Consider the following 22,220-nt stretch of genomic DNA (forward strand, 5'->3'; position numbering starts at 1 on the left):
GGTCAGCGGCGGCGAGTGGTGCAGACCGGGCCGGTGCGGGCGACGGTGTCGGTGGACCAGACGAGCGCGACGGTGAAGCAGTAGTCGGTGGTGCGGTCGAGCCCGTAGGCGATGTAGTCGGCCGACCCGGCGGGCAGCGTGGCGAACGTGCCCTGCGGCTGCCCGGCACGGCCGCCGGCGACCACCACCGGTCCTTCCGCGCCGGCCGGGTACGTCCAGCTCAGCACGATGCTGTCGCGGCGGTCGGTGAGCGTGAAGCTGCCGGGCGGGGTACCGGGCTTGGCGGCGGCGGGAGTGGACGGCGCGGGACCGGCGGAGGTGGGCGGCGGCGCGCTGGACGCCGGTGCGCCGGTGGCCGGTGGCGGGGTGTCGCGGCGGTCGTCCACCCGGGACACCCCGGCGATCACCGCGATGGTGCCGAGCAGCAGCGCCACCACCACGCCGAGCACCACGAGCGGCAGCCAGGGCAGTGTGCGCCGCTCGGCGGCCGGTGGCCGGGGCACGTGCACCGGCAGGTAGCGCGACGGCGGCTCGGGCGGGGCCGGTGGCACCCGGCGTACGCCGTCCGGCTCGTCGCCGGTGAGCCCGACCACGGTGGGCGGCAGCGGGTCCGCGCCGGGGCGCCACAGCTGGTCGGCCGGCTCGTCGGGCGGCCACGGGTAGTCGTCGAGCGGGTCGGCGTCGGCGTCGGGCGCGGTACGCGGCGTCGGCACGTGCGCGGTCTCGGCGGCCCGGCCGGGCGGGTGGTAGAGCGGCGTCTCGACCGGCTCGTCCAGCGCGGGCGGGCTGTACGGCGGCAGGTCGTGCGGCCCTTCGTCCTGCGGGGGGACCCGCGCGGCGGGCACCACCGGCGTGGTGCGGGCGGGCGGCGGCTCGGGAGCGGGCGCGGGAGCGGGAGCGGGCGGGGGCGCGGGGCAGACGTGGTCCGGGTCGGCGGCGGCGCGGGCCAGCCCGGCCACCTGGGCGGCGAGCGGGTCGTCGGGGTCCAGGTGCAGGCGGCACAGCTCCTCGGCGAGCGTCAGGTGCTCGTGCGCCTCGGCGTACCGGCCGCAGTCGCGTTCCATCGCGCCGAGCTTCGCCAGCATCTTGATGCCGCTGGGGTGGCCGTCGCCGTAGACCTCCCGGTGCAGCTCCCAGGCGTCCTGCAACCGGTCGCGCGCCACCTCGCACTGGCCGCGCGCGTACTCCACGGTGGCCAGGTCGGCGTGCGCGGCGAGCACCCGCTGCGATTCCGGGCCGTCGCGGGCGGTCAGCTCGATGATGACGTCGGAGTAGAGCCGGGCGGCCCGGGCGTCGCTGCCGACCCGGTGCAGCACCGCGGCGAGCGTCGCGGCGGCGGTGACTGTGCGCTCGTCGGAGCGGCCGAACAGCCGGGTGGCGGCCGCGTACGCGAATGCGGCCCAGCCGCGGGCGGAGTGCGGCTCGCCGAGCGCGACGAGCACCCGGGCCTGGAGTCCGGCCGCCTCGGCCAGCTCGGGGGAGGCGTTGTCGGGGCGGGGATCGGCGTCGCTGAGCGCGTCGGCGAGCAGCCGCTCCGCGCCGGTGAGGTCGCCTTCGGACACCAGTTGGTGCGCCTGGACGGTCAGGTCAGCGAAGCCGGAGGACACGCCCCATCGTGCTCGTCCGGCGACGGTATGTACAAGACCCGGAGTGGATCAGTTTGGTCCCGAATCCGTCAAGTGGTCGGCGAGCGTCTCGCTGATCCGGCGTAGCTGGTCGACCTGGGCCGGGCTGAGCGCGTCGAACAGGTGCCGGCGTACCCCCTCGACGTGGCCGGGCGCGGCGGCGGCCAGGGTGGCGAAGCCGGTGTCGGTGAGCACGGCGATCTGCCCGCGCCGGTCGGTGGGGCAGTCCTCGCGGCGGATCCACCCGGACGCCTCCAGCCGGGCGGCGGCGTGCGAGAGCCGGCTGCGCGAGGAGCCGGTGAGCTCGGCCAGCTCGCTCATCCGCAGCCGCCGGTCCGGGGCCTCGGAGAGGCGGACCAGGATCTCGTAGTACGCGTGCGGCATGCCCGCGTCGCGTTGCAGCTCGCGGTCGAGCGCGTCCATCAGCGCCCGGGAGGCGGTCAGGAAGGCGCGCCAGGTCCGCTGCTCGTCGGGGTCCAGCCACCGGGTCATGACGCCCATCATAGCGCCGATAGTTGAACGCTCAACAAAACCGGGGTACGGTCGGTGGCATGGGCATCCACCGACTCAACCACGCCGTCCTCTACGTCAGTGACCTGGAGCGCAGCGTCGCCTTCTACCGCGACGTGCTGGGCTTCCGGCGGGTCCCGATGACGCCCGAGGGCTTCCGCGGCGCCGCGTTCCTCCAGGCGCCCGACTCCACCAACGACCACGACCTCGGGCTGTTCGAGATCGGCGCGGCGGCCGGGGCGTCCCAGGCCGGCCGGGCCACCGTTGGCCTCTACCACCTGGCCTGGGAGCTGGACACGCTCGACGAGCTGGGCGCCACCGCCGAGCGGCTGGCCGCCGCCGGAGCGCTGGTCGGCGCGTCCGACCACGGCACCACCAAGAGCCTCTACGGCCGCGACCCGGACGGCCTGGAGTTCGAGATCGTCTGGATCGTCCCGGCCGAGCTGCTCGACGACGCCGCGCTGGCCGCGCGTACCCGCATCGGGCGGCTCGACCTGGACCGCGAGCGGCAGCGCTACGGCGGGCAGACCCGCGGCGGCGTGGGCATCTCCGTCCCGGTCTGAGCGGGGTTCACGGCCGGTCCCGCCGCGCCGTGCGGTAGAAACGGCACCATGTCGACCGACGCCGTCCTGCGCGAGCTGCTCGTCCGCCAGCTCGACCACTGGCTCCCCGCCGCGCTGCACCGGGCGCGGCGGGCCACGCTCGCGCTCGCGTACGCCGGGGGTGACGCCACCGGCGCGGAAGAGGCGTTGCGGGTGGTGGCCGAGTTAGCCGACCGGCTGCGCGGGCGGCGGCTGACCGTGCTGGTGGTGGCCGACGACGGCACCGACCTGGCGACGCGGCTCGGCGCCGCCGAGGCCGCGCTGCCGGCCGACGTCGCCGTGCACCTGGTGCCCGGCGGACCGGACCGGCTGCCGGTGGCGCTCAAGGCCGCGGGCGCGGCCGGCGCGCCGCTGCTCACCGTGGCCGACGGCGCCGACCCGGACCCGGCCCTGCTCGCCGCCGCCGCGTCCGGCCGCCCGGCCGAGCTGCTGCTGGTCACCGTGCCCGGCCGGTCACTGCGCCCGGCGCTGAGCGCCGCCGGGTTCCCGCTCGCCACCGAGGTCGAGCTGGTGCCCGACGGGGACGCCCCGGCGCGGCTGCTCGGCTACGCCACCGGCTCCGACAAGGGGCTGGAGACGGTCAAGGAGGCGCTCTGGGCGGTCGACGAGTACGCCGGGGTGCGCTACCGCGACCCGGCCGACCCGCAGGGACGGCTGCTCGACATCTCGCTCGAACCCGAGCCCGGCCCGCTGCGCCGGGAACTGCTGGCCGAGCTGGCCCGCTCCGGTCCGCGTACGGTCACCGAGCTGCGCCGCTTCGCCACCACGGCGACCGTCTACCGGGCCGCCGACGCCAACCGGGCGCTGGCCTCGCTGCTCGCCTCCGGCGCGGCGACCCGCGATCCCGAGCACGGCCGGCTCGGCGGGGACGTGCTGATCAGCGCCGCCCCGAACGCTGGGTCATCTGCTTGACCACTATCGAGGCTCCGGTGGCGACCACACCGATGCTGAACACCATCTGCGCGCACACCGCGATGCGGGCGATCTGGCCCTGGGCGTGCACGTCGCCGTAGCCGACAGTGGTGAGGGTGGCCAGCGCGAAGTAGAGCGCGTCGACCCGGGTGCGCAGGCCGACGAACTCGCCGGGCCGGGTGTTCGCCACCACGTAGTCGCCGAGCGCGAAGACCAGCAGTCCGGCGATCAGCGCGACCGCGAGCCGGGTGAGCGCCCGGTCCTCGTCCCGGCCGGTCGGCTGGTCCTTGACGAGCTGGCGGCGGACCTGACCGGTGACCAGGAACGCGATCACGGCCACCAGGACCGCCGTGCCGATCGAGCGCAGGGCCAGCCGCAGGCCGTTCGGGTCGGCCTCGACCGGCACGAGGAAGTAGCCGACCAGCATGAGCGCGCAGGCCGCCACGGCCCGCCGTCGTATCCGCCGCAGGGACAGGTCCGTCATGCGGCGATTCTCCGGTCACGGGGACGCGGTGGCGGGCGGAACCGCGAACCCGGCCCGCAGACGACGAGCGGGGTGCCGGCACGTCGCCGGCACCCCGCTCGTCGCCTGGGAAGGTCAGGCCTTGTCCTGCTTCCACGACAGCGGCCCCGGAAGGTCCACGCGGTGGGCGCGGGTGTTCGAGTTCCAGGACCAGCGGCCGATCTTGATGCTCCACGACGAGAAGCCGTTCTGGGTGAAGTGGAGGATCAGCGGCCCGTACTTCTTACGCTTGCGGAACTGGACGCCCATCGGGGGTGCCTCCTTCGTCTCCCTGCCTCTGCAGTCGTCTGCGTGCCTTCGCGGCATCGAACATGCCCGGATCGACGATTCGCGAAACCCTGCCCGGTCCGCTCTGGACGGTGGGACTGCCGCCCGGCAAAATCTCTATTCAACGGGTAGGTGTTAAGGAGTCGTAAATGCTGGTGGAGGCGGGTCGTAACAAAGCCAGCGATGAAAGTCTCACTGTCTGGAAGGGCATTGACCGGCGTGGAGAACGGTCGGCAGCATGAGGGCATGTCGCAGCGGAACGAGCTTCTCCTCACCGCTCGCGTGCACGTCGACCTGGTCCGGCACGCGAGCGCGCTCTGTTGAGCCGAGCGCTCGTCGTTCCCTCTCCGCCCGTCCGTTCCCGCAGCCGGCGCACCGTGGCCCGGCGCGGCACGGCGTGCTCCCCGGCCCCGCGCGGGCCCCCTCCACCGCATCGTGGACAGATCAGGAGACTCCGCCATGCCCTCGACCCGATCACCGCGGCGTGCCCTCACCGCCGCCGTCGCCCTGCTCGCCCTCACCACCGCCACCGCGTGCGGCGCCGACGCCGCCGCCGGCGCACAGACCAAGGAACTGCGCTACCAGGGTTCGGTGGGCCAGGTGACCCTCCCCGAACTCGCCGCCGACCTCGGCTACCTCGGCGACGTCACGCTCGACTGGATCGGCAACGTCACCGGCGGCCCGGCCGACATCCAGGCCACCGCCACCGGCCAGAGCGACTTCGGTGGCGCGTTCAACGGTGCGATCGTCAAGCTCCAGGCCGCCAACGCCCCGATCACCGCGGTGGTCAGCTACTACGGCTCCGACGCGCAGACGTTCCAGGGCTACTACGTGCTCGACGGCAGCCCGATCCGCGGCCCGCGCGACCTGATCGGCAAGCGGGTCGGCATGAACACGCTCGGCGCGCACGCCGAGGCCGTCCTGCGCACCTGGCTGGCCCGCGGCGGCCTCACCGCCGCCGAGATCGCCACTGTCGAGCTGGTCGCGCTGCCGCCGGTGAACACCGAGCAGTCGCTGCGCGCCCGGCAGATCGACGTCGCCGTGCTCGGCGGCGTGATCCGCGACAAGGCGGTCGCCAACGGCGGCATCCGCACCGTCTTCACCGACTACGAACTGCTCGGCGCGTTCAGCGCCGGCAGCTACGTCTTCCGCGACGACTTCCTCACCCGTAACCCGGACACCGTCCGGACGTTCGTCACCGCGGTGGGCAAGGCGATCGAGTGGGCGCGCACCCAGCCGCGCGAGACGGTGGTGGCCCGGCTCAAGGCGATCATCGCCAAGCGCGGACGCAACGAGGACACCACGCTCGTGGAGTACTGGAAGTCCAGCGGCGTCGCCGAGCCCGGCGGCCTCATCACCGACCGGGAGTTCGCCACCTGGATCGACTGGCTGGCCGACACCGGCGAACTCAAGGGCGAGCGGCCGAAACCGTCCGACCTCTACACCAACCGGTTCAACGCCGCCGCGACCCCCGGTGGTGGCGCGTGAGCACCGACAAGATCCTCTTCGACCGGGTGCGCAAGGTCTTCCCGGGCCGGCGTGGCAGCGGCGGCGCGGTCACCGCGCTCGACGACCTCACCCTCGGGGTACGCCCCGGCGAGTTCCTCGTCGTCGTCGGCCCCAGCGGCTGCGGCAAGTCCACACTGCTCGACCTGCTCGGCGGGCTGGCCACCCCGACCGCCGGGCAGGTGCTCGTGGACGGCCGCCCGGTCACCGGGCCGGGCCTGGACCGGGGCATCGTCTTCCAGCAGTACGCGCTGCTGCCCTGGCGCACCGCCGCCGGCAACGTCGCGTTCGGACTGGAGGCCAAGGGCCTGCCCCGCGCCGAGCGCGCCGAGCGGGTCGCGTACCACCTCGACCTGGTCGGGCTCACCGGCTTCGCCGACCGCTACCCGCACGAGCTGTCCGGCGGCATGAAGCAGCGCGTCGCCATCGCCCGCAGCCTCGCGTACGACCCGGACGTGCTGCTGATGGACGAGCCGTTCGCCGCGCTCGACGCGCAGACCCGCGACTCGCTGCAGGACGAGCTGGTGCGGATCTGGCAGGCCACCGGCAAGACGATCGTGTTCATCACGCACGGCATCGACGAGGCGGTGCACCTCGGTCAGCGGGTCGCCGTGATGACGTCCCGGCCCGGCCGGATCAAGCAGGTCATCGACATCGAGCTGGGCGACCGGGAGGCCGAGGAGGACGTCCGCTCCACCGGCGCGTTCCGCCACCACCGGCACCAGATCTGGACGCTGCTGCGCGACGAGGTACGCGCCGCGCAGTCCGCCGTACGCGAGGAGGCCCGCGTTGGTTGACGTCGCCGCCCCACCGGCCCGGCCGGTGGCCGCCCCGCCCGCCCCGGCCGTCGCGCCACGCCGGCCCGCACGCCTGCTCGGCCTCGGCGGCCGGGCGCTGCACCGCAGCGCCGCGCTGCTGGCGCTGGCCGCGATCTGGGAGACGGCGCCCCGCGCCGGGCTGGTCGACCGGGTCTTCCTGCCGCCGCTGTCCGAGGTGCTCGCCGCCTGGTGGGAGCTGCTGCGCACCGGCCAGCTCGCCGACCACGTCGCCGCGAGCCTCACCCGCTCGCTGACCGGGCTCGCGCTCGCCGTGGTCACCGCCATCCCGCTCGGCCTGCTGATCGGCTGGTACCGGCCGCTCGCGGACCTGCTCAGCCCGCTGCTGGAGGTGTTCCGCAACACCGCCGCGCTGGCGCTGCTGCCGGTCTTCGTGCTCATCCTCGGGCTCGGCGAGACGTCGAAGATCGCCCTGGTGGTCTACGCCTGCTCCTGGCCGATCCTGCTCAACACCGTCGCCGGCGTGAAGGGCGTCGACCCGCTGCTGATCCGCTCGGCCCGCTCGATGGGGCTCAACCACCTGCGGCTGTTCCAGAAGGTGATCCTGCCGGCGGCCGTGCCGACCGTGTTCACCGGCGTCCGGCTCGCCGGGGCGTACTCGATCCTGGTGCTCGTCGCCGCCGAGATGGTCGGCGCCAAGGCCGGGCTCGGCTACCTCGTGAACTACGCGCAGTACAACTTCGCGATCCCCGACATGTACGCCGGGATCATCACCATCTCCGCCATCGGGCTGGTGGTCAACCAGCTCCTCGTCGCCGGGGAACGCCGCTTCTCCACCTGGCGCGTCGACGTCACCACCGCCTGAGAGGAACCGCCATGTCCCGGACCCTGCACCTCAACGCCTTCCTGATGGGTGTCGGCCACCACGAGGCGGCCTGGCGGCACCCCCGCGCCGACCCGGACCGCCTCGCCGACGTCCGCCACTTCCAGAACCTGGCCCGCATCGCCGAGCGGGGCACGCTCGACTCGGTGTTCCTCGCCGACGGGCTCGCCGTCGGACCGGCCGTACGCCACAACATTCAGGCCGTCTTCGAGCCGCTCACGCTGCTCGCCGCGATCGCCACCGCGACCGAGCACATCGGCCTGATCGCCACCGCCTCCACCACGTACACCGAACCGTTCAACCTGGCCCGCGCGTTCGCCTCGCTGGACCACCTCAGCGGCGGCCGGGCCGGCTGGAACATCGTCACCTCCGCCCAGGCCCGGGAGGCCCGCAACTTCAACCTCGACGACCACCCGGCGCACGCCGACCGCTACCGGCGGGCCGCCGAGCACGTCGACGTGGCGATCAAGCTCTGGGACAGCTGGGAGGACGACGCGCTGGTCCTGGACACCGCCGCGGGCGTCTTCGCCGACACCACCCGGGTGCACGAGATCGACCACGCCGGGGAGCGGTTCCGGGTCCGCGGACCGCTGAACACGCCCCGCCCGCCGCAGGGCCGGCCGCTGCTGGTGCAGGCCGGCTCGTCCGCCGACGGGATCGCGTTCGCCGCCCGGTACGCCGAGGCCGTGTTCACCGCCCAGCAGACGCTCGCCGACGGCCAGGCGTTCTACGCCGCGCTGAAACGGGCCACCGCCGACGCCGGACGTGATCCCGAACTGGTCAAGGTGCTGCCCGGTATCGCGCCGGTCCTCGGGGGTACGGAGAAGGAGGCCCGCGACCTCGCCGACGAACTGGAGGCCCTGATCGTGCCCGAGCACGCGCTCGCCCAGCTCTCCGGCATGACTGGGCTCGACCTGACCGGGCTGCCGCTGGACGGCCCGCTGCCGGACCTGCCCGACGCCGGCACGGTGCAGTCGCACCAGAGCCGCTACCAGCTCGTCGTCGAACTGGCCCGCCGGGAACGGCTCACGCTGCGGCAGCTCATCGGCCGCCTCGGCGGCGGACGCGGCCACCGCGTCGTGGTCGGCACCCCGGAACAGATCGCCGACCAGATCGAGCTCTGGTTCACCCAGGGCGCCGCCGACGGCTTCAACGTCATGCCACCGCTGCTCCCCGACGGACTGGAGGACTTCGTGGACCACGTCGTACCACTGCTGCGCCGGCGCGGGCTGTTCCGGTCCGCGTACACCGGGCGCACGCTGCGCGAGCACTACGGCCTGCCCCGGCCGGCCAGCGTCTACGCGACCCGTGAGCTGGTGGCGTCGTGACCACCGTGGACCGGCCCGGCGCCGGAACGGTCGAGCTGCGTCCGGTCGACGTCGACTCGTTCCGCGGCCTGCTGCGCCGCCAGGCTTCCACCGTCACCGTGGTCACCACCCCCGGCCTGCGCGGCAACCGGATGCGGCCGGACCTGCCGCCGGCCGGCTTCACCGCCACCTCGTTCACGTCGGTCTCGCTCGACCCGCCGCTGGTCTCGGTCTGCCTGGGCCGCGCCTCGTCGAGCTGGCCCACCGTCGAGCAGGCCGAGCACGTCGCCGTGCACCTGCTCGCCTCCGGCCAGCAGGAGATCGCGCAGATCTTCGCCACCAGCGGCATCGACCGGTTCAGCGCCCACCCGGGCTGGACCACCGGGCCGTTCGGCGTGCCGCTGATCGGCGACGCGCTCGCCGTGCTGCTGTGCCGGGTCGTGCGCCGGATCGAGGCCGGCGACCACACCATCCTGCTCGGCGAGCCGCTCGCGCTCGGCGCGGGCGAGGACGGCGACCCGCTGCTGCACCACCGCGGCGGCTACACCACCACGCTCGGCGACTGGCCCGAGGCGTGGTGACCACCGCCGCCGACGAGCTGATCGCGCTCGACCGGGCCGCCCAGGACCTGCTGTTCCGGGCGGCCCGCACGGCCAACGCGTTCACCGACGAACCGGTCGGCGACGAGCAGGTCCGCGCCATCCACGACCTGGTCCGGTACGGCCCGACCGCGATGAACGCCCAGCCGCTGCGGGTGCTGCTGCTGCGCTCGACGGCGGCCCGGGCGCGGCTGCTGCCGTACGTCAGCGCCGGCAACCGGGACAAGACGGCCGGCGCGCCGCTGACCGCCGTGCTCGCCGCCGACGTGGACTGGCACGACCGGCTGCCCGAGCTGTTCCCGCACCGCCCCGGCGCCCGCGACTGGTTCACCGGCGACCCGGCCGGCCGGGAGGCCCAGGCCCGGTTCAACGCCGCGCTGCAGATCGGCTACCTGCTGGTCGGGGTACGCGCCGCCGGGCTGGCCGCCGGGCCGATGGCCGGGTTCGACGCGGCCGCTGTGGAGCGGGAGTTCTTCCCCGGCGGGCGGCACCGGGTGCTGCTGCTGATGAACATCGGCCGCCCGGCGCCGGACGCCTGGCGGGAACGGCTGCCGCGCCTGCCCTACGAGGAGGTGGTCGGCACGCTGTGAGTCAGCGCGGCTCCCACGCGTCCGGCTGCGCGGTCAGCTTGCGCACGTGCGCCGGCAGCCGGCCGCTGACCAGCTCGTCCAGGCTCACCTCGTCGACCACCCGGCGCACCGAGGCGCGTACCGCCACCCAGAGGCGGGGCAGGTTCTCCGCCGCCCCCTCGTACCGCGTCTCCTCGGGGCGCAGCCCGCGTACCCCGGCGAGCGGGCCGTCGACGGCGCGCAACACGTGCCCGATGGTGATCTCGCGCGGCGGCCGGGCCAGCGTGTAGCCGCCCTCGGCGCCGCGCTGGGCCCGGACGACCCCGGCCCGGCGCAGGTCGGCCAGGACCGCCTCGAGGAACTTGCGCGGCATGTCCTGCTCCGCCGCGATGGCCTGGGTGGACAGCAGGGTGGGGTACGCGGTGGCCAGGCTCAGGGCTGCCCGGACCGCGTAGTCGCCGCGCGCGGAGATCTGCACAGTGCCATCATGCCTGGCCGGTGGGTGCGGGGGAGTCGGCGGGCGGCCGTGGTCGCACCAGACGGACTGGCAGCGGCCGTTCCCGGTTGGCCCGGAACGTCCCCGGGCTCACCCCGACCTCCCGGGTGAAGAAGCGGCCGAAGTTCGTCGGCTCGGGAAAACCCAGGTCCCGGCCGATCCGGGCGATCGACTCGTCGGTGGCGGCCAGCAGCCGGCACGCCTGCAACGCGACCCGCTCGTCGATGACCTGCTTGGCGCTGCGGCCGGTCACCGCCAGGCAGGCCCGGGTCAGCGTACGCACCGAACAGCCCAGCTGGGCGGCGTAGTCCTCGACCCGGCGGGTGTGCCGGTAGCCGCGTTCCACCTCGCGGCACAGCCGCCGGAACGTGTCGGTCTCGGCCCGCGGCGCGGCCCCGTTCTCCGGATGCGGCAGCAGGCTCAGCCGCAGCAGCAGCACCGCGAGCTGGTGACGCAGCAGCGCCGCGGCGGGCGGCACCATCGCGTGCCGTTCGGCGTCCACCGCGAGCTGGCTGACCTCGCTGATCACCGCGTCCTCGTCCTCGCCGGCGAGCTGACGGTGGGCGGGCACCGCCTCCGGATCGACGTCGAGGCCGGCCAGCGCGTCCGGCCGCCAGCTCACCACTGTCGCGTCGAGCTGCGCGCCGACGCACCGCAACACCTGACCGGGGTACGCGCGCAGCAGCGTGCCGGGCCGGCAGGGCACCGGCCGGAAGTCCAGCTCGGCGGTGCCGTGACCGTGGGTGACCAGGATCAGCACGTCGCGGTCGAGCAGGACCGGCCGGGGCCAGCCGGGCTCGGCGGCGAGGTCGTCGAGCGCACCGGTGAGGATCTCGTCGGCGCCGGGGCGCGGCTCCGGCGGGCCGGTGCGGGTGGCCGGGGAGGGCTGACCGGTAGTGACCATCTCCCCGACGGTAACCGGCCCGGCCGCACGTTGCATCTCGACGGTTTCGCGCGCGCGGAGGCGGTCTTGTCGGCACGCACGGCCGACGGTTAGGTTACCGATCGGTAAGCACCGGGTCGGCCGACCGGCCCCCGGCCGGGCGACGGCGATGGGATGAGCATGACGGAACTGTTCTCGGTCGACGGCAAGACGGTGCTGGTCACCGGCGGTTCGCGGGGGATCGGGCTGATGATCGCGCGGGGCTTCGTACGGGCCGGCGCAAAGGTGATCATCTCCTCACGCAAGGCCGACGTGTGCGAGTCGGTCGCCAAGGAACTCTCCGCCGAAGGGCACTGCGAGGCGATCCCGGCCGACCTCGGCAGCGACGCGGGCGCGCTGGCGCTCGCCGAAGCCGTGCGGGAACGCCACGACCGGCTGCACGTACTGGTGAACAACGCGGGCGCCACCTGGGGCGCGCCGCTGGAGGAGTACCCGGAGGGCGCCTTCGACAAGCTCTGGGCGGTCAACGTCAAGGCCGTCTTCCGGCTCACCACCGCGCTGCTGCCGCAACTGCGCGCCGCAGCCGGCGCCGACGACCCCGCCCGCGTGATCAACATCGGGTCGGTCGACGGCATCCGGGTGCCGTGGATGGAGGTGTACGCGTACTCGGCCACCAAGGCCGCCGTGCACATGCTCACCCGCAGCCTCGCCCACCAGCTCGCCGGCGAGCGGATCACCGTCAACGCGATCGCGCCCGGCCCGTTCGAGAGCAAGATGATGGCGTTCGCGCTCGACGACCCGGAGTCGCGCTCGGCGATCGAGCAGCAGGTGCCGCTGGGCCGGATCGGGCGACCCGAGGACATGGCGGGCACGGCGATCTACCTGGCGTCGCGCGCCGGCGCGTACCTGACCGGCGCGGTCATCCCGGTCGACGGCGGAATCACCACGCGCGGCTGAGGCGTACCCCGGTGAAGACGGCCCGGGGCCGCGCGGACTCGGCAGATCCGCGCGGCCCCGGGTGTTGCCGTGTCAGCGACCGGCGAGCAGCCGGTTCACCGCGGTGTCGACGTCCAGGTGCTCGGCCTCACGGCCGCGCGGGACGACGACGTAGGTCCGGCGCAGGAAGCGCACCAGCACGCTGCGCGGAACCTCGAACAGGGCGTTGCCGTCCGGGGACGACAGCGCGAGCGCGACGAAGTCGCCGCGCGGTGTGGCCCACGGCCAGACCCGCACATCACCGATGCCGGCCGGCTCGTCGAGCCCGGTGACCAGCAGTTCGCGTGCGAACGACCAGCTCACCGCCTCGCCGCCGGCGGACTCGGCGTGGAACAGGACATGGACCGCATACGGGTCAGCAGGGTCGTAACGCAGACTGGCACGCACCGGCAAGGCGGTGGCGTCAGGCGCGACGAGCCTTAGCGACGTCTCGACCTCTACGGTCGTCGGTCGGATGACACTCATGGACGTTCTCCCCCCGGCACCGCTGCGGAACGCGCGTGTCCCGCTTTTCCCATACTCAGGTGCTGCTCCTGGCTACGCTCCGCCATACGCTGACTTCACCCAGTGGTGGGAAGGGGTTCGGAAAGCCCCCGGGAACCACTCGGCCCCGCGTAGAATTTCCGGTTCCGCCCACTCCGTCGTCCCGCCCGGCAACGGGTGGTTCAGTCGTCGACTTACTCCGGTAACGTCCAGTCGTCAGCAGGGGTGACGGTCCCGCGCGACACTGGGGGTGGAAATGGTCACGGGGGGCGGGTCGGTGACGTCGCGGACCACGGCCGAATCGCCGAAAGGTGCGGCCCGAGCAGCCGAAAGTCGGGGGTACGAGGTGCCTGTGGAAGGGCGGTCGCGAGGCACTCTCACGGAGCAGCGCCGGCGCCGACGTGGCTGGCGGCTGCGCCTGCACACCACCCTCGAACTCATCCGCGCCAACCCCACCGGCCGCGTCGCCCTGAAGATCTTCATCGGCATCCTCGGCGCGATCGTGGTCACCGTCGGCATCGCGCTGATCCCGCTGCCCGGGCCCGGCTGGCTGCTGGTCATCGCCGGCCTCGGCGTCTGGGCCGTCGAGTTCCACTGGGCGCGACGGCTGCTCGCGTTCACCCGCCGGCACGTCAACTCCTGGACGCAGTGGGTGAAGCGCCAGTCACTGGGAGTGCGGTTCGTGTTGGGCGCGGTTGGGCTCGTGTTCGTGTCCGTGGTGGTGTGGCTGTCACTCAAGTACAGCCTCGGCATCGACGTCGTGGCGCAGGCGCTGCACTACCTCGCGACGCACTGAGGCCCGGTTTTTGGTCCGGGCGGGTGATCGGGTAGAGTCATGCGCGCTGAGGGCGATTAGCTCAGCGGGAGAGCGCTTCGTTCACACCGAAGAGGTCACTGGTTCGATCCCAGTATCGCCCACGCAGGTCAAAGGCCACTTCCCGGCTTCGGGAGGTGGCCTTTCTGCTTGCGTACAGCAGCTTTGTACAGCAGTTCTCGTCAGCGGCTCAGTGAGTCGCCGAGGCGCTTGAGTGCTTCTCTCGTCTTTGTCGATGTGACCTGCGTGTAGATCTCCATCGTTACCGAGAAGCGGGCGTGCCTGAGCACCTGCATGGCGACTCTGGGGTGGACGTCGAGGTCGGCCAGGAGGGTCGCGCAGGTTCGCCTGGCGTCGTGGACGGTGATCGGCGTGACGTTCGCCTTGTCGCATCGCGTCGACGGTGATGCCGGGCGGTGGCGGTACGAGGGCTTCTGGGTCTTCGGGGCCGACGCCGTCGAGGCGCAGCAAGACGTGGAAGTGCACGGCTGCGCGGCGTTGCATCTCGGCGACCTTGCCGTGCGACAGCCGCACCGGCGGCACCCAGCGGACCTTGCCGGAGGCGGTGACGATGCCGACCTTCGGGATGCCGCGTTGGCGGCACGTTGCGGCGAGGTGGCGGTCGAACGCCTGCTTGGTGCGTCGCCACAGCTCGCCGGAGAAGTAGTTCCAGACGACCTGGTAGGCGTGGACGTAGCAGTCCAGGCACAACGGCAGGCCCAGCCGCGGATCGTCGGCGTCGTGACGGGCGAAGCACACCACGGGCTGCCCGTGCGGGCAGATGCCGGCGTTGCTGCGGGCGCGGCAGGGCGCGGGTCGGCAGTCGCAGCGCTGCCGGCTGCGGCAGGTGTGGCGGCCGACGTGCCGGTGGTGAACCGGGCCGAAGGACGGGGCGGTGAAGGTGGCGAAGACGACCGGGTGCCGGCCGACCGAGGCGGGAACGCCCTTGCCGCCGGTCAGTCCGCGACAGACGACTTGGTACGCGTCGCCTCGGTAGACCCAGGCGCAGTCCCGGCAGACCGAATCGCGGCGGTTACCGCACGCCTTGTAGAGCGTGCGGTCGGGCAGTTCGTCGGTGTGCTGCTCGCTGAGGACTCGGCCGGTGTCGCGGTCGACGGCGGCGATGGTGCCGGTGAGGCGGATCGGGCGGGAGCAGCCGCCGGCGGGGCGGGTGTGCTCCAGCCAGCCGGAGAACTCCGGCGTAGCGACGCGATGCAGGACCTGGACGTCACGACCGGCGGCGAGGCCGGGGCGGTAGGTGGTGAAGATGGCTGTCTCCTCTTGCGGGGGTGGCAGGGACGGGAGACGAAGCACCACCAGCCGTGGACGGATGTCCGCTGGTGGTGTTCGTCGTGTCTCCTGGCACCGCCGAGAGGGCGGCTGACGCCGGAGGGCGGAATCGTGGTCGTGCCACTTCCCGCCGATGGGTCATGTCCTTTCACGCTCGTGGACGTAATGGGCCGGCACGGGTGGGGAGCCTGGGATGTCGGCATCCGGCGGGTTGCCGCAGGCTGCCCCACCCGTGGAGATCAGCGAAGCCGGGCCATCGTGGACGGCAGGGAAGGCCGTGCTGGGCCGATCAACGGATTCAGAAACGGCACGGCGGCCGGTGCGATTGAGAGCCGGCGGGACGTGGCCCGCATCAGCGGCAGGAAGGCCACTTAGCATCTCCAACGTCGAGTCCAGCGATCCGGCAGGAAGGCCGCGCTGGCGTGCTCGACGAGCGTCAGAGTAGCACCGGGTACCGACACCTCAACCGGCCGTGATCCCGATGGTCGTGGCGACAATGGATGCGTAAATAAGTCTGGCCAGGAGATCATGCGCTGGTACCACTGACCCACATCTCGATGAAGCAACCCACAGGAACGCCCCGTGAACGCCGACAAGACCCCGCCGATACGGGAGTACGTCGGCTTCATCTGGACCGAAGACAAGCCTGGCATTCGCCTGCGCGTTCTTGCTAGATCCCTCGATGAAGCGAGGACCGGCGTGACCGAGGAGTACGGGGACGGGCACGTCATTTCCATCTGGAGCGAAGAAGACGCATCGAAGGCTCGATAGTGCTTACTTCGCATCGGTACGCCTAAAAGCGGAGCGCGGACCTCCTCCGCTTAGCGGGCGGGGCGCGCGGCGTGTCGCGCATCATGTGGAAGCCATCGCGTGAAGGCGTAAGGCGAAGGCGGACACGGCCGCCGGCCCGTTTGGGAGAGCTTTCTGTACATCTATCAAGGCGGCCCTGAACGGGCCGCACGCGCCGCCGCCTGGGCGCGTGCGCGCCGGCCGCTGCCGCTGTCGCTCTGCGGCCGTCACGCCTGATGCCCGGCGGCTGGCGCGGACAGCGGGAAGCCCGGAGGGTCGCCGCAGAACGGCAGACCCTTGACGGGTGGTGGTGTGCCAGCAGCCGACCGGGCCGCGCGGCCACGAGCCCGCGCGGCGTAGGCGAGCGCCCGCCGGCCGCTTCGGCGGTCTGACGGCGGTCGTGGGGTTGCGGTCACTGCGCCTCCGGCGGGGGCGCTCCGGCTCCAGGATGGCCGGGGCTCCGTCGGCGGGTCGCGGTCCGTGGGTGGTTGCGGCAGGCCATCCCGCCTGCCCTCGACCCGGGCGAGCCGAGCAGACCACCGCCCGACCCGCCAGCGTCCGTACGGGCGTCAAGGCCGTCTTGACGTGGCGGGCCGGGCGGCGGCCCGCTCCCCAGAAGGGCGGGTCGGGGCAGACGGGATGGTCAACGGCTTGCGGGGGGCGTCTGCTCATCATCCTCAAGAGCCAGCAGTATCTTTTTGTAGTGCTTATTTGTGTCCTCTTGCGAGTGAGAAGAGTTCAAATCATAATTGGCGACAACGGTGAATATCGCCTGCCACCTCTCGCGTTCTTTCTCATCCATTGCGAGGCGCGCTCGCCGCATATTAGTTGCGATACTGTGCATGCAGGACGGAGCGCAAAAAAGGAGTGATGTCAGAGCGCCGATGGCGGCTTCCTTCGCCTCTATCAGGTTCTCGGTCGCCTTTGTAAATTCTTGATGCGCCTTATTCAATGCATCTGCGTCAGCGTCGCTCTGGCTTTTGAGTGCCTGATATTGATCCGCCAGTCGTCGCTGCTTCCCCGTCAGCCTCTCTTCGTCGTATAGTGCTTGCCACAGCCCGATATAAGCTTGCTTTCTCTCTCCATGATTGCGGGCTTCTCTTTCTTTCTCGGCCTCGAAATTCCGAACTTTCTCAGCCTCTTTCGAGGTGGCCAACCTCGCCCTTTCGCTCTCTTGCGCCTGGCGATCTAGAAGCCTTTCGCTGTTGCGCCTTTGATAGACTGCTCCAAGCCACCCTGCAGACAGGGTGCCGATTAGCGTTCCGCCCGCTGGTATTGCTAGCTCCCACCACTGTGCCATAGGGCGACATTATAGTGGGTGGAATACGAGGCGTGGCTCCGTCATTCCTGCCGGCCCGGGGCCCTCCAGAGCTCAAGCAGGATTGGGTCAGGCCGTCGCTAGGCCGTAGAAGGTTGACTGAAGGTGCCTAACCATTACAGTCAATACCTGGTGCTCGCGCAGCTCAAACGGGGATGGATGCCCTTTGTTCGGTTGGCATGGCATCCGGCGACAGTTCAACACCAAGTGATGCGCGGGGACTTATGGGTGACCAACTGAGTAACGACGGAAGCGGGCAACGCCGGGCGTTTGTGGAAGGCCGGTGGACCGTCCTGGCAGCTCAACACTGCTGCTGGCGCAGTTCCCAGGCGGCGGATGGTTCCTTCACACCCGAAGGATGGTCTCTGGATTACCTATGCGATGCAGCTTTGCCACCGATTAGACCAAGAACGGCTCCCACGCCCATCTTGAACATGTCCGCGCAGGTTCCTGTGGCCGACCTAACCGCCTCGGTTTCTTTTCCAAACCACGACAGGAGAACCATCCCAATGCCGCTCAATAGAGTAATTCCTAGGGCCGACAAGAAAATCAAGGCGAAGTGCGGAGTAATCCGGCCATCGTCGGACCTTGGCTTAGTGCGTGCAGGGGCGGTCACCGCTCCCCCCTCTCCGCGCCGCGATCCATGCGAGACCTTTTAAGTTCGGAGGTGTTGCCCGGAGGCCCTTCTTTCTCTTCTTGCTTGCGGAGCCAAAGCCAGGTCGTGGAACTGAAAGCGAGTGAAAGGAGCCCCAAGATGAATCCGGCTACCGATGCCCATTTATCTGAATCTTCCAGATCCCGCCCGAGGTTCGTTAGGACTCCAAGCGCCACCGCGAGAAGTAAGGCCCCCACCTGGAGCGATTTGACGGATAGGCGCCTGCTCGCTGAGGTGGATCGCTTGCGGCTGGCCTTAATGATTCGTTTCGTCTTGGGCAATCCGACTCCCGTGACAAGCTGAGTGATTAGGAACCGCAGGCATGTTGTCCCAGCCGGTTAAGTGATAGAAAAGTAGCTAACACTAGTTGAGGAGATGACGCCTCTCAGTGTCTGCTTTGCGACACTCGCGTGCCGCATTCCGGCGATTTCGACCCCCTCCTTCGTGGAGTCGACATGCCGCATCGCTGCACACCCACGTTCGACTCACCTGCGCAGCGACGTGCGTGCGTGGCTTTGCTCTTCGCTTCGATAGCGAGGTGTTGCCGAAGTCGCCTGTACTAGATCAAGCGCGCTCCGCGCGGCGCGGGCCGGGGCGCGGCAAACGGCTCCTGCGGAGCCGCCGCCCCGGCCGCCTACGGCGCCGGGGCGGAAAATCAACCGGCCCGAACCCCACGCCCCGCCCCGCGCGTCACACCTCGGTCAGTGAGGTGACCCGGTGACGAGTCCCAAAGGACGACCAGGGCTAGGCGGACACCTTCCACACGGTTCGGACGATCCCGAAGCAGCACGAGATCCGGCGGGCCAACCGCGGCGAGGCGAAGTTGCCGAACGGTTCCGCACGGTCGCCCAGACCCAGGGTGGGGAAGGGGTGAAGGTGGTGAGGGGGTGGAGGGGGAGGGGGAGGGCGAGGTTAGAGCTGTGCCTCCGGCGGGGGCCAGACGACTCCGAGATGGAGTTGCCGAACGGTTCCGGTGGTGGGTGGTTGAGGTGGGATGCCATCCCGTCTACCACCGACCCAGGCAAGCCGAGCGGGCCAGGGCCAGGGTGACAAGGTCGTACGTCCGGTAGGGCGCTCCACCTTGTCGCCCTGGCCCTGGCCCGCTTCACGGTGTGTGGGTCGGCGGCAGACAGTGAGGATGGTGGGGTGGGTCGCCGGGTTGGTCTGACTCACCGGCAGACCGACGGTTGCTGTCCTGATCCCGATTCGTCGGCCGGCTCGGTGACCCCGGCAACTGCATGTCACCGGTCAGGCGTCCTGACTTGATAGGAGCCTGTGCGAGAGGCGCCCACCACTGTGTTGTCGGATCGCCTGACCGGTGACGTGTCCACGTGTTCTCGACGCGACCGAGAAGGGCGGACCTCACCAGCATGGCAGCGAAGAAACGATCGGTCATCGGTGGCGTCGACACCCACCGCGATACCCACCACGCGGCGATCATCGACAGCACCGGCGGGCTCCTGGCGGATGCAGAGTTCCCCGCGACCAGCGACGGCTACGCGGACCTGCTGGCCTGGATGCGGTCCTTCGGTCGCCTGGTAGCGGTCGGGGTCGAGGGCACTGGTAGCTACGGTGCTGGCCTCGCCCGTCACCTGGGCAGCCGCAAGGTACCCGTGGTCGAGGTAGACCGTCCGGACCGCAGGACCCGCCGGGCCAAGGGCAAGTCCGACCCCATCGACGCCATCGCCGCCGCCAGGGCCACCCTCGCCGGCACGGCCATGGGCATCCCGAAGACCCGTACCGGTCCGGTCGAGGCCATCCGCGCCCTACGGGTCGCCCGCCACGGCGCGGTCAAGGCCCGCACCGCCGCGATCAACCAGATGCGGGGCCTGGTCGCCGCCGCCCCGGAAGCACTCCGGGCTGAGCTGACCAAACGCAGCGCCGCTGTTCTGGTCAACCGCTGCGCCACCCTCACCGCCGACCTGAGCCGACTCCACGACCCGGAACAAGCCACCGCTGCCGCGCTGGCCGGGCTCGCGCGACGAGTGAAAGCTCTGACCGAGGAGATCCGCGCTCTCGACCGGCAACTGACACCGCTGGTCCGCCGGACCGCACCTCGCACCAGCGCCCTGTTCGGCGTCGGCACCGACGTCGCCGCTCAACTCCTGACCACTGCCGGCGACAACCCCGACCGGCTCCACTCCGAGGCCGCCCTCGCCCACCTCTGCGGAGCGGCACCCATCCCCGCCAACTCCGGACGGGTGCGCCGCCACCGCCTCCACCGAGGAGGCGACCGCGGCGCCAACCACGCCCTGCACACCACCGCCCTCTGCCGCCTGCGCTACGACGAACGCACCCGCGCCTACCAGCGACGACGCATCACCGAAGGTCTCAGCAAACAAGAGATCCTGCGCTGCCTCAAGCGCTACATCGTCCGGGACATCTACACCGCCCTCCGCGCAGACTTCGCCGCCCTGACCACTTGACCCCCATAGGAGCATCGGGATGGCGAGACGTGGTGGGGCATGATTCGCGGTATGCGGAAGTCTCTTGGCATGGGCCTCGTGGTTGCGGGTGCCCTCGGGCTGATCGGTGTAGCGCTGCTGGCCATCCCGGAACCATGGCGGAATGTTGTGGCCGCCAGATGGCCTCTGCTGCTCGGGATGATAGTTGCAGTGGCGTCGGCGGTCACGGGCGTGTTGCTTTGGCGTCCTGTTTCCCAGCATGGACATGGTTCGGTGGCGCCAGTACCTCCGGCCAGGCCTTTACGCCCTCTTCCATCGTGGACGATTCCTTCCGGTGCCCTGCTTGTCGCTGTAATCACCTGGGGGGCTGTGTGGTGGCTACAGCACAGTCTGTCGACAGAACAGGGACCGGTGGAGCGCGCGCAGTTGCAGGTCGAAGGGCTTCGTGCTGGCCTATCCGTTGGCGCCGGTGTAGTGGCCGCCTTTGCGCTGTTATTGGCTTTCCGGCGACAGCAGTTAGTCGAGCGTACCCAGCAAGCTGCCGAGTATGACGCTGGAGAAAAGCGTGTCACGGAGTTGTACGTAAAGGCCGCTGATCAGCTTGGATCTGAAAAGGCGCCCGTCCGACTTGCTGGATTGTATGCATTGGAGCGCCTCGCCCAGGACAACCCGACCCACCGGCAGAGTATTGTCGAAGTAGTATGCGCCTATCTACGCATGCCTTACAAGCCGCCTAGTTCGGAGCTAGGGTCGGAAGCGTCTGACGCTACTTGCGCCCTGAAGTCTCACAAGGCTGATGTGAATCTAGAGTCAGCGCCTCATTCCGCCAGGGAAGTGCCGACGACTGCAGCCGAGGATGATTTGCGGGGGGAGCGGCAAGTGCGCATAGCGGCTCAGCGAATCCTTGCACGACATTTAAGGCCGGCGCGAACAGCCGGTGGGCCCAGTCCATCCTACTGGGGCGTCATCGTCTTAGACCTCACCGAGGCGACCCTATTAGATTTGGACATGACTGACTGTAGCATGCATGATGCGATCTTCGATCGAGCAGAATTTGTCGGCCTGGCCCTGTTCAATCGTACGGCCTTCCGTGGCGACGTTTCCTTCAAAGGCGCCCAATTCAATGGGTTGGCCAACTTCGGCCAAGCGGACTTTATTGGAACCTCAAATTTCGGTGGAGCCAGTTTCGCTGATTCCATTTTCGCCCGGGCGACCTTTGGTGGCAGGGCTGACTTCCATCAAACTACGTTCACTCGGGGTGCAAACTTCTATGATGTCCGCTTCCTCGGGGAGGCGGTATTTGCGGAGGCGGACATTCAAGAGGGCGCGAGTTTCGGAAACGTTGAGTTTCATGGGGACGCCTGGTTTGAGCGAACGAAGATAGAAGGTGGTGCGTGGTTTGATAAGGCGGGATTCTTTGCCGGGGCGGGATTTGGAGGATTGCAAGTTGCCCGTGAATCTGTCTTTCGGGAGGCAAGCTTTTTTGATAGGGCTTGGTTTAACCATGCAAGCTTCTCGAAGGATGCTAGTTTTAATCGGGCGAAGTTCAAGGCTGATGTTTGGTTCGATGAGGCCGAGTTTCATGATGATGCGTCGTTTTGCGTGGTTGAGTTCGGCGGCGACATGGTTTGATGGCGTCAGGTTTCATCGGCGACCGGATTTCGGCGGGGCGACACTAAGAGGAACCTCATTTAGGGGGCCGATCGGTGACGTATGAAATTACAGCAAGGTGGCCTTGCCGGAACGACTGGCGACGCCGTGGGGGCTAGGACTTACGTTGGCTCGCTGTGTCAGCAGGAAGTCAGCAGGAGGCTTCGCAACACGTGCCGCTCGGTGGTGATGGACAGTGGGCGGAGCTCACGGGATGACATGAAACGGCCTTGGTCGATAGCCGACAGCTAGGGGGATCGACGTTCACACCGAAGTGCTCACTGCAGTTCGGCCTTGGAACCCTTGCGTCTTGGCCCAACCCCTGATCCGCTGGTCTGAGCCAGCGCGGGGCGCCGGACAGC

The 22,220-nt window shown here is 70.2% G+C and carries 22 protein-coding genes, 1 tRNA gene and 2 pseudogenes; 15 read left to right on the forward strand and 10 right to left on the reverse strand.

The annotated features are described in order from the left end of the window. Nucleotides 1–2 precede the first annotated feature (2 nt). Nucleotides 3–1,607 carry a tetratricopeptide repeat protein gene (locus tag HA073_RS20775; RefSeq protein ID WP_166457092.1) on the reverse strand — a complete coding sequence of 535 codons (1,605 nt, stop codon included), beginning with the start codon at nt 1,605–1,607 and terminating at the stop codon, nt 3–5. 48 nt (nt 1,608–1,655) lie between these two features. After that, complete coding sequence (locus tag HA073_RS20780) at nt 1,656–2,126, reverse strand: MarR family winged helix-turn-helix transcriptional regulator (protein WP_043330503.1); 471 nt, start codon at nt 2,124–2,126, stop codon at nt 1,656–1,658. 50 nt (nt 2,127–2,176) lie between these two features. Between HA073_RS20780 and HA073_RS20785 the strand changes: the two genes are divergently transcribed. Together HA073_RS20785 and HA073_RS20790 are read left to right on the forward strand one after the other, a co-directional pair. Continuing rightward, nucleotides 2,177–2,698, forward strand: a complete 522-nt coding sequence (locus HA073_RS20785) for a VOC family protein (RefSeq protein ID WP_043325531.1) — start codon at nt 2,177–2,179, stop codon at nt 2,696–2,698. Nucleotides 2,699–2,746: 48 nt separating this feature from the next. Continuing rightward, nucleotides 2,747–3,649, forward strand: coding sequence for a hypothetical protein (locus HA073_RS20790; protein WP_166457093.1), 903 nt, complete (start codon nt 2,747–2,749; stop codon nt 3,647–3,649). On the opposite strand, the gene HA073_RS20795 is transcribed toward HA073_RS20790, so the two are convergent. Together HA073_RS20795 and HA073_RS20800 are read right to left on the reverse strand one after the other, a co-directional pair. Continuing rightward, nucleotides 3,615–4,133 (reverse strand): potassium channel family protein, encoded by a 519-nt coding sequence (locus tag HA073_RS20795; RefSeq protein WP_113973371.1) that lies wholly within the window; start codon nt 4,131–4,133, stop codon nt 3,615–3,617. The two genes, HA073_RS20790 and HA073_RS20795, sit on opposite strands and share 35 nt — an antisense overlap. Before the next feature lie 114 nt (nt 4,134–4,247). After that, nucleotides 4,248–4,421 (reverse strand): DUF4236 domain-containing protein, encoded by a 174-nt coding sequence (locus HA073_RS20800; protein WP_064498970.1) that lies wholly within the window; start codon nt 4,419–4,421, stop codon nt 4,248–4,250. Between the two features lie 264 nt (nt 4,422–4,685). Between HA073_RS20800 and HA073_RS31275 the strand changes: the two genes are divergently transcribed. The 7 genes from HA073_RS31275 (at nt 4,686) to HA073_RS20830 (ending at nt 10,100) form a co-directional block, all read left to right on the forward strand. Then, nucleotides 4,686–4,763 (forward strand): putative leader peptide, encoded by a 78-nt coding sequence (locus HA073_RS31275; RefSeq protein ID WP_355097166.1) that lies wholly within the window; start codon nt 4,686–4,688, stop codon nt 4,761–4,763. A 135-nt stretch (nt 4,764–4,898) separates the two neighbouring features. Next, nucleotides 4,899–5,927 (forward strand): ABC transporter substrate-binding protein, encoded by a 1,029-nt coding sequence (locus tag HA073_RS20805; RefSeq protein ID WP_166457094.1) that lies wholly within the window; start codon nt 4,899–4,901, stop codon nt 5,925–5,927. Next, on the forward strand, nt 5,924–6,742 hold the full coding sequence (locus HA073_RS20810; RefSeq protein WP_043325526.1) for an ABC transporter ATP-binding protein: 819 nt from the start codon (nt 5,924–5,926) through the stop codon (nt 6,740–6,742). Before HA073_RS20805 ends, HA073_RS20810 begins: the two co-directional genes overlap by 4 nt. Next, the gene (locus HA073_RS20815) at nt 6,735–7,586 is read left to right on the forward strand and encodes an ABC transporter permease (RefSeq protein ID WP_166457095.1); all 852 of its coding nucleotides are present in this window, start codon (nt 6,735–6,737) and stop codon (nt 7,584–7,586) included. The genes HA073_RS20810 and HA073_RS20815 overlap by 8 nt, the downstream gene beginning before the upstream one ends. A gap of 11 nt (nt 7,587–7,597) precedes the next feature. Further along, nucleotides 7,598–8,932 carry an LLM class flavin-dependent oxidoreductase gene (locus HA073_RS20820; RefSeq protein ID WP_166457096.1) on the forward strand — a complete coding sequence of 445 codons (1,335 nt, stop codon included), beginning with the start codon at nt 7,598–7,600 and terminating at the stop codon, nt 8,930–8,932. Next, nucleotides 8,929–9,492: a flavin reductase family protein gene (locus tag HA073_RS20825; protein WP_043325522.1), complete on the forward strand. Its 564-nt coding sequence runs from the start codon at nt 8,929–8,931 to the stop codon at nt 9,490–9,492. The genes HA073_RS20820 and HA073_RS20825 overlap by 4 nt, the downstream gene beginning before the upstream one ends. Continuing rightward, entirely contained in the window at nt 9,489–10,100 is a 612-nt protein-coding gene (locus HA073_RS20830) for a malonic semialdehyde reductase (protein WP_166457097.1), read from the forward strand. Before HA073_RS20825 ends, HA073_RS20830 begins: the two co-directional genes overlap by 4 nt. A 1-nt stretch (nt 10,101) precedes the next feature. Here HA073_RS20830 and HA073_RS20835 read toward each other — a convergent pair whose 3' ends face one another. Both HA073_RS20835 and HA073_RS20840 read right to left on the reverse strand, forming a co-directional pair. Further along, nucleotides 10,102–10,557 carry an Rrf2 family transcriptional regulator gene (locus HA073_RS20835; RefSeq protein WP_013284925.1) on the reverse strand — a complete coding sequence of 152 codons (456 nt, stop codon included), beginning with the start codon at nt 10,555–10,557 and terminating at the stop codon, nt 10,102–10,104. Nucleotides 10,558–10,564: 7 nt separating this feature from the next. Next, nucleotides 10,565–11,479 (reverse strand): AraC family transcriptional regulator, encoded by a 915-nt coding sequence (locus tag HA073_RS20840; protein ID WP_166457098.1) that lies wholly within the window; start codon nt 11,477–11,479, stop codon nt 10,565–10,567. 159 nt (nt 11,480–11,638) lie between these two features. Between HA073_RS20840 and HA073_RS20845 the strand changes: the two genes are divergently transcribed. Then, on the forward strand, nt 11,639–12,415 hold the full coding sequence (locus HA073_RS20845; RefSeq protein ID WP_043325516.1) for a glucose 1-dehydrogenase: 777 nt from the start codon (nt 11,639–11,641) through the stop codon (nt 12,413–12,415). 72 nt (nt 12,416–12,487) lie between these two features. On the opposite strand, the gene HA073_RS20850 is transcribed toward HA073_RS20845, so the two are convergent. Continuing rightward, the gene (locus HA073_RS20850) at nt 12,488–12,919 is read right to left on the reverse strand and encodes an SsgA family sporulation/cell division regulator (protein ID WP_007457244.1); all 432 of its coding nucleotides are present in this window, start codon (nt 12,917–12,919) and stop codon (nt 12,488–12,490) included. A 274-nt stretch (nt 12,920–13,193) separates the two neighbouring features. On the opposite strand from HA073_RS20850, the gene HA073_RS20855 reads away from it, so the two are divergent. Next, nucleotides 13,194–13,733 (forward strand): TIGR02611 family protein, encoded by a 540-nt coding sequence (locus HA073_RS20855; protein ID WP_176722870.1) that lies wholly within the window; start codon nt 13,194–13,196, stop codon nt 13,731–13,733. Between the two features lie 50 nt (nt 13,734–13,783). Further along, nucleotides 13,784–13,855, forward strand: a tRNA-Val gene (locus HA073_RS20860). Between the two features lie 78 nt (nt 13,856–13,933). Here the strand turns inward: HA073_RS20860 and HA073_RS30715 are convergent. Then, a pseudogene (locus HA073_RS30715) lies at nt 13,934–14,158 on the reverse strand (tyrosine-type recombinase/integrase); the annotation flags it as partial. Nucleotides 14,159–14,177: 19 nt separating this feature from the next. Then, a pseudogene (locus tag HA073_RS30720) lies at nt 14,178–15,068 on the reverse strand (replication initiator); the annotation flags it as partial. Nucleotides 15,069–15,623: 555 nt separating this feature from the next. Between HA073_RS30720 and HA073_RS20875 the strand changes: the two are divergent. Beyond that, a complete protein-coding gene (locus tag HA073_RS20875; protein ID WP_166457100.1) occupies nt 15,624–15,812 on the forward strand; it encodes a hypothetical protein in 189 nt (62 codons plus the stop codon). A gap of 661 nt (nt 15,813–16,473) precedes the next feature. On the opposite strand, the gene HA073_RS20880 is transcribed toward HA073_RS20875, so the two are convergent. Next, entirely contained in the window at nt 16,474–17,130 is a 657-nt protein-coding gene (locus HA073_RS20880) for a hypothetical protein (RefSeq protein ID WP_166457101.1), read from the reverse strand. Between the two features lie 2,004 nt (nt 17,131–19,134). Between HA073_RS20880 and HA073_RS20885 the strand changes: the two genes are divergently transcribed. Together HA073_RS20885 and HA073_RS20890 are read left to right on the forward strand one after the other, a co-directional pair. Further along, nucleotides 19,135–20,229, forward strand: coding sequence for an IS110 family transposase (locus HA073_RS20885; protein WP_309228047.1), 1,095 nt, complete (start codon nt 19,135–19,137; stop codon nt 20,227–20,229). Between the two features lie 69 nt (nt 20,230–20,298). Then, nucleotides 20,299–21,840 (forward strand): pentapeptide repeat-containing protein, encoded by a 1,542-nt coding sequence (locus tag HA073_RS20890; RefSeq protein ID WP_240925867.1) that lies wholly within the window; start codon nt 20,299–20,301, stop codon nt 21,838–21,840. The last annotated feature ends 380 nt before the right edge of the window (nt 21,841–22,220 follow it).

Source organism: Micromonospora sp. CMU55-4, assembly GCF_011602315.1.
Taxonomy (GTDB): Bacteria; Actinomycetota; Actinomycetes; order Mycobacteriales; family Micromonosporaceae; genus Micromonospora; species Micromonospora chalcea.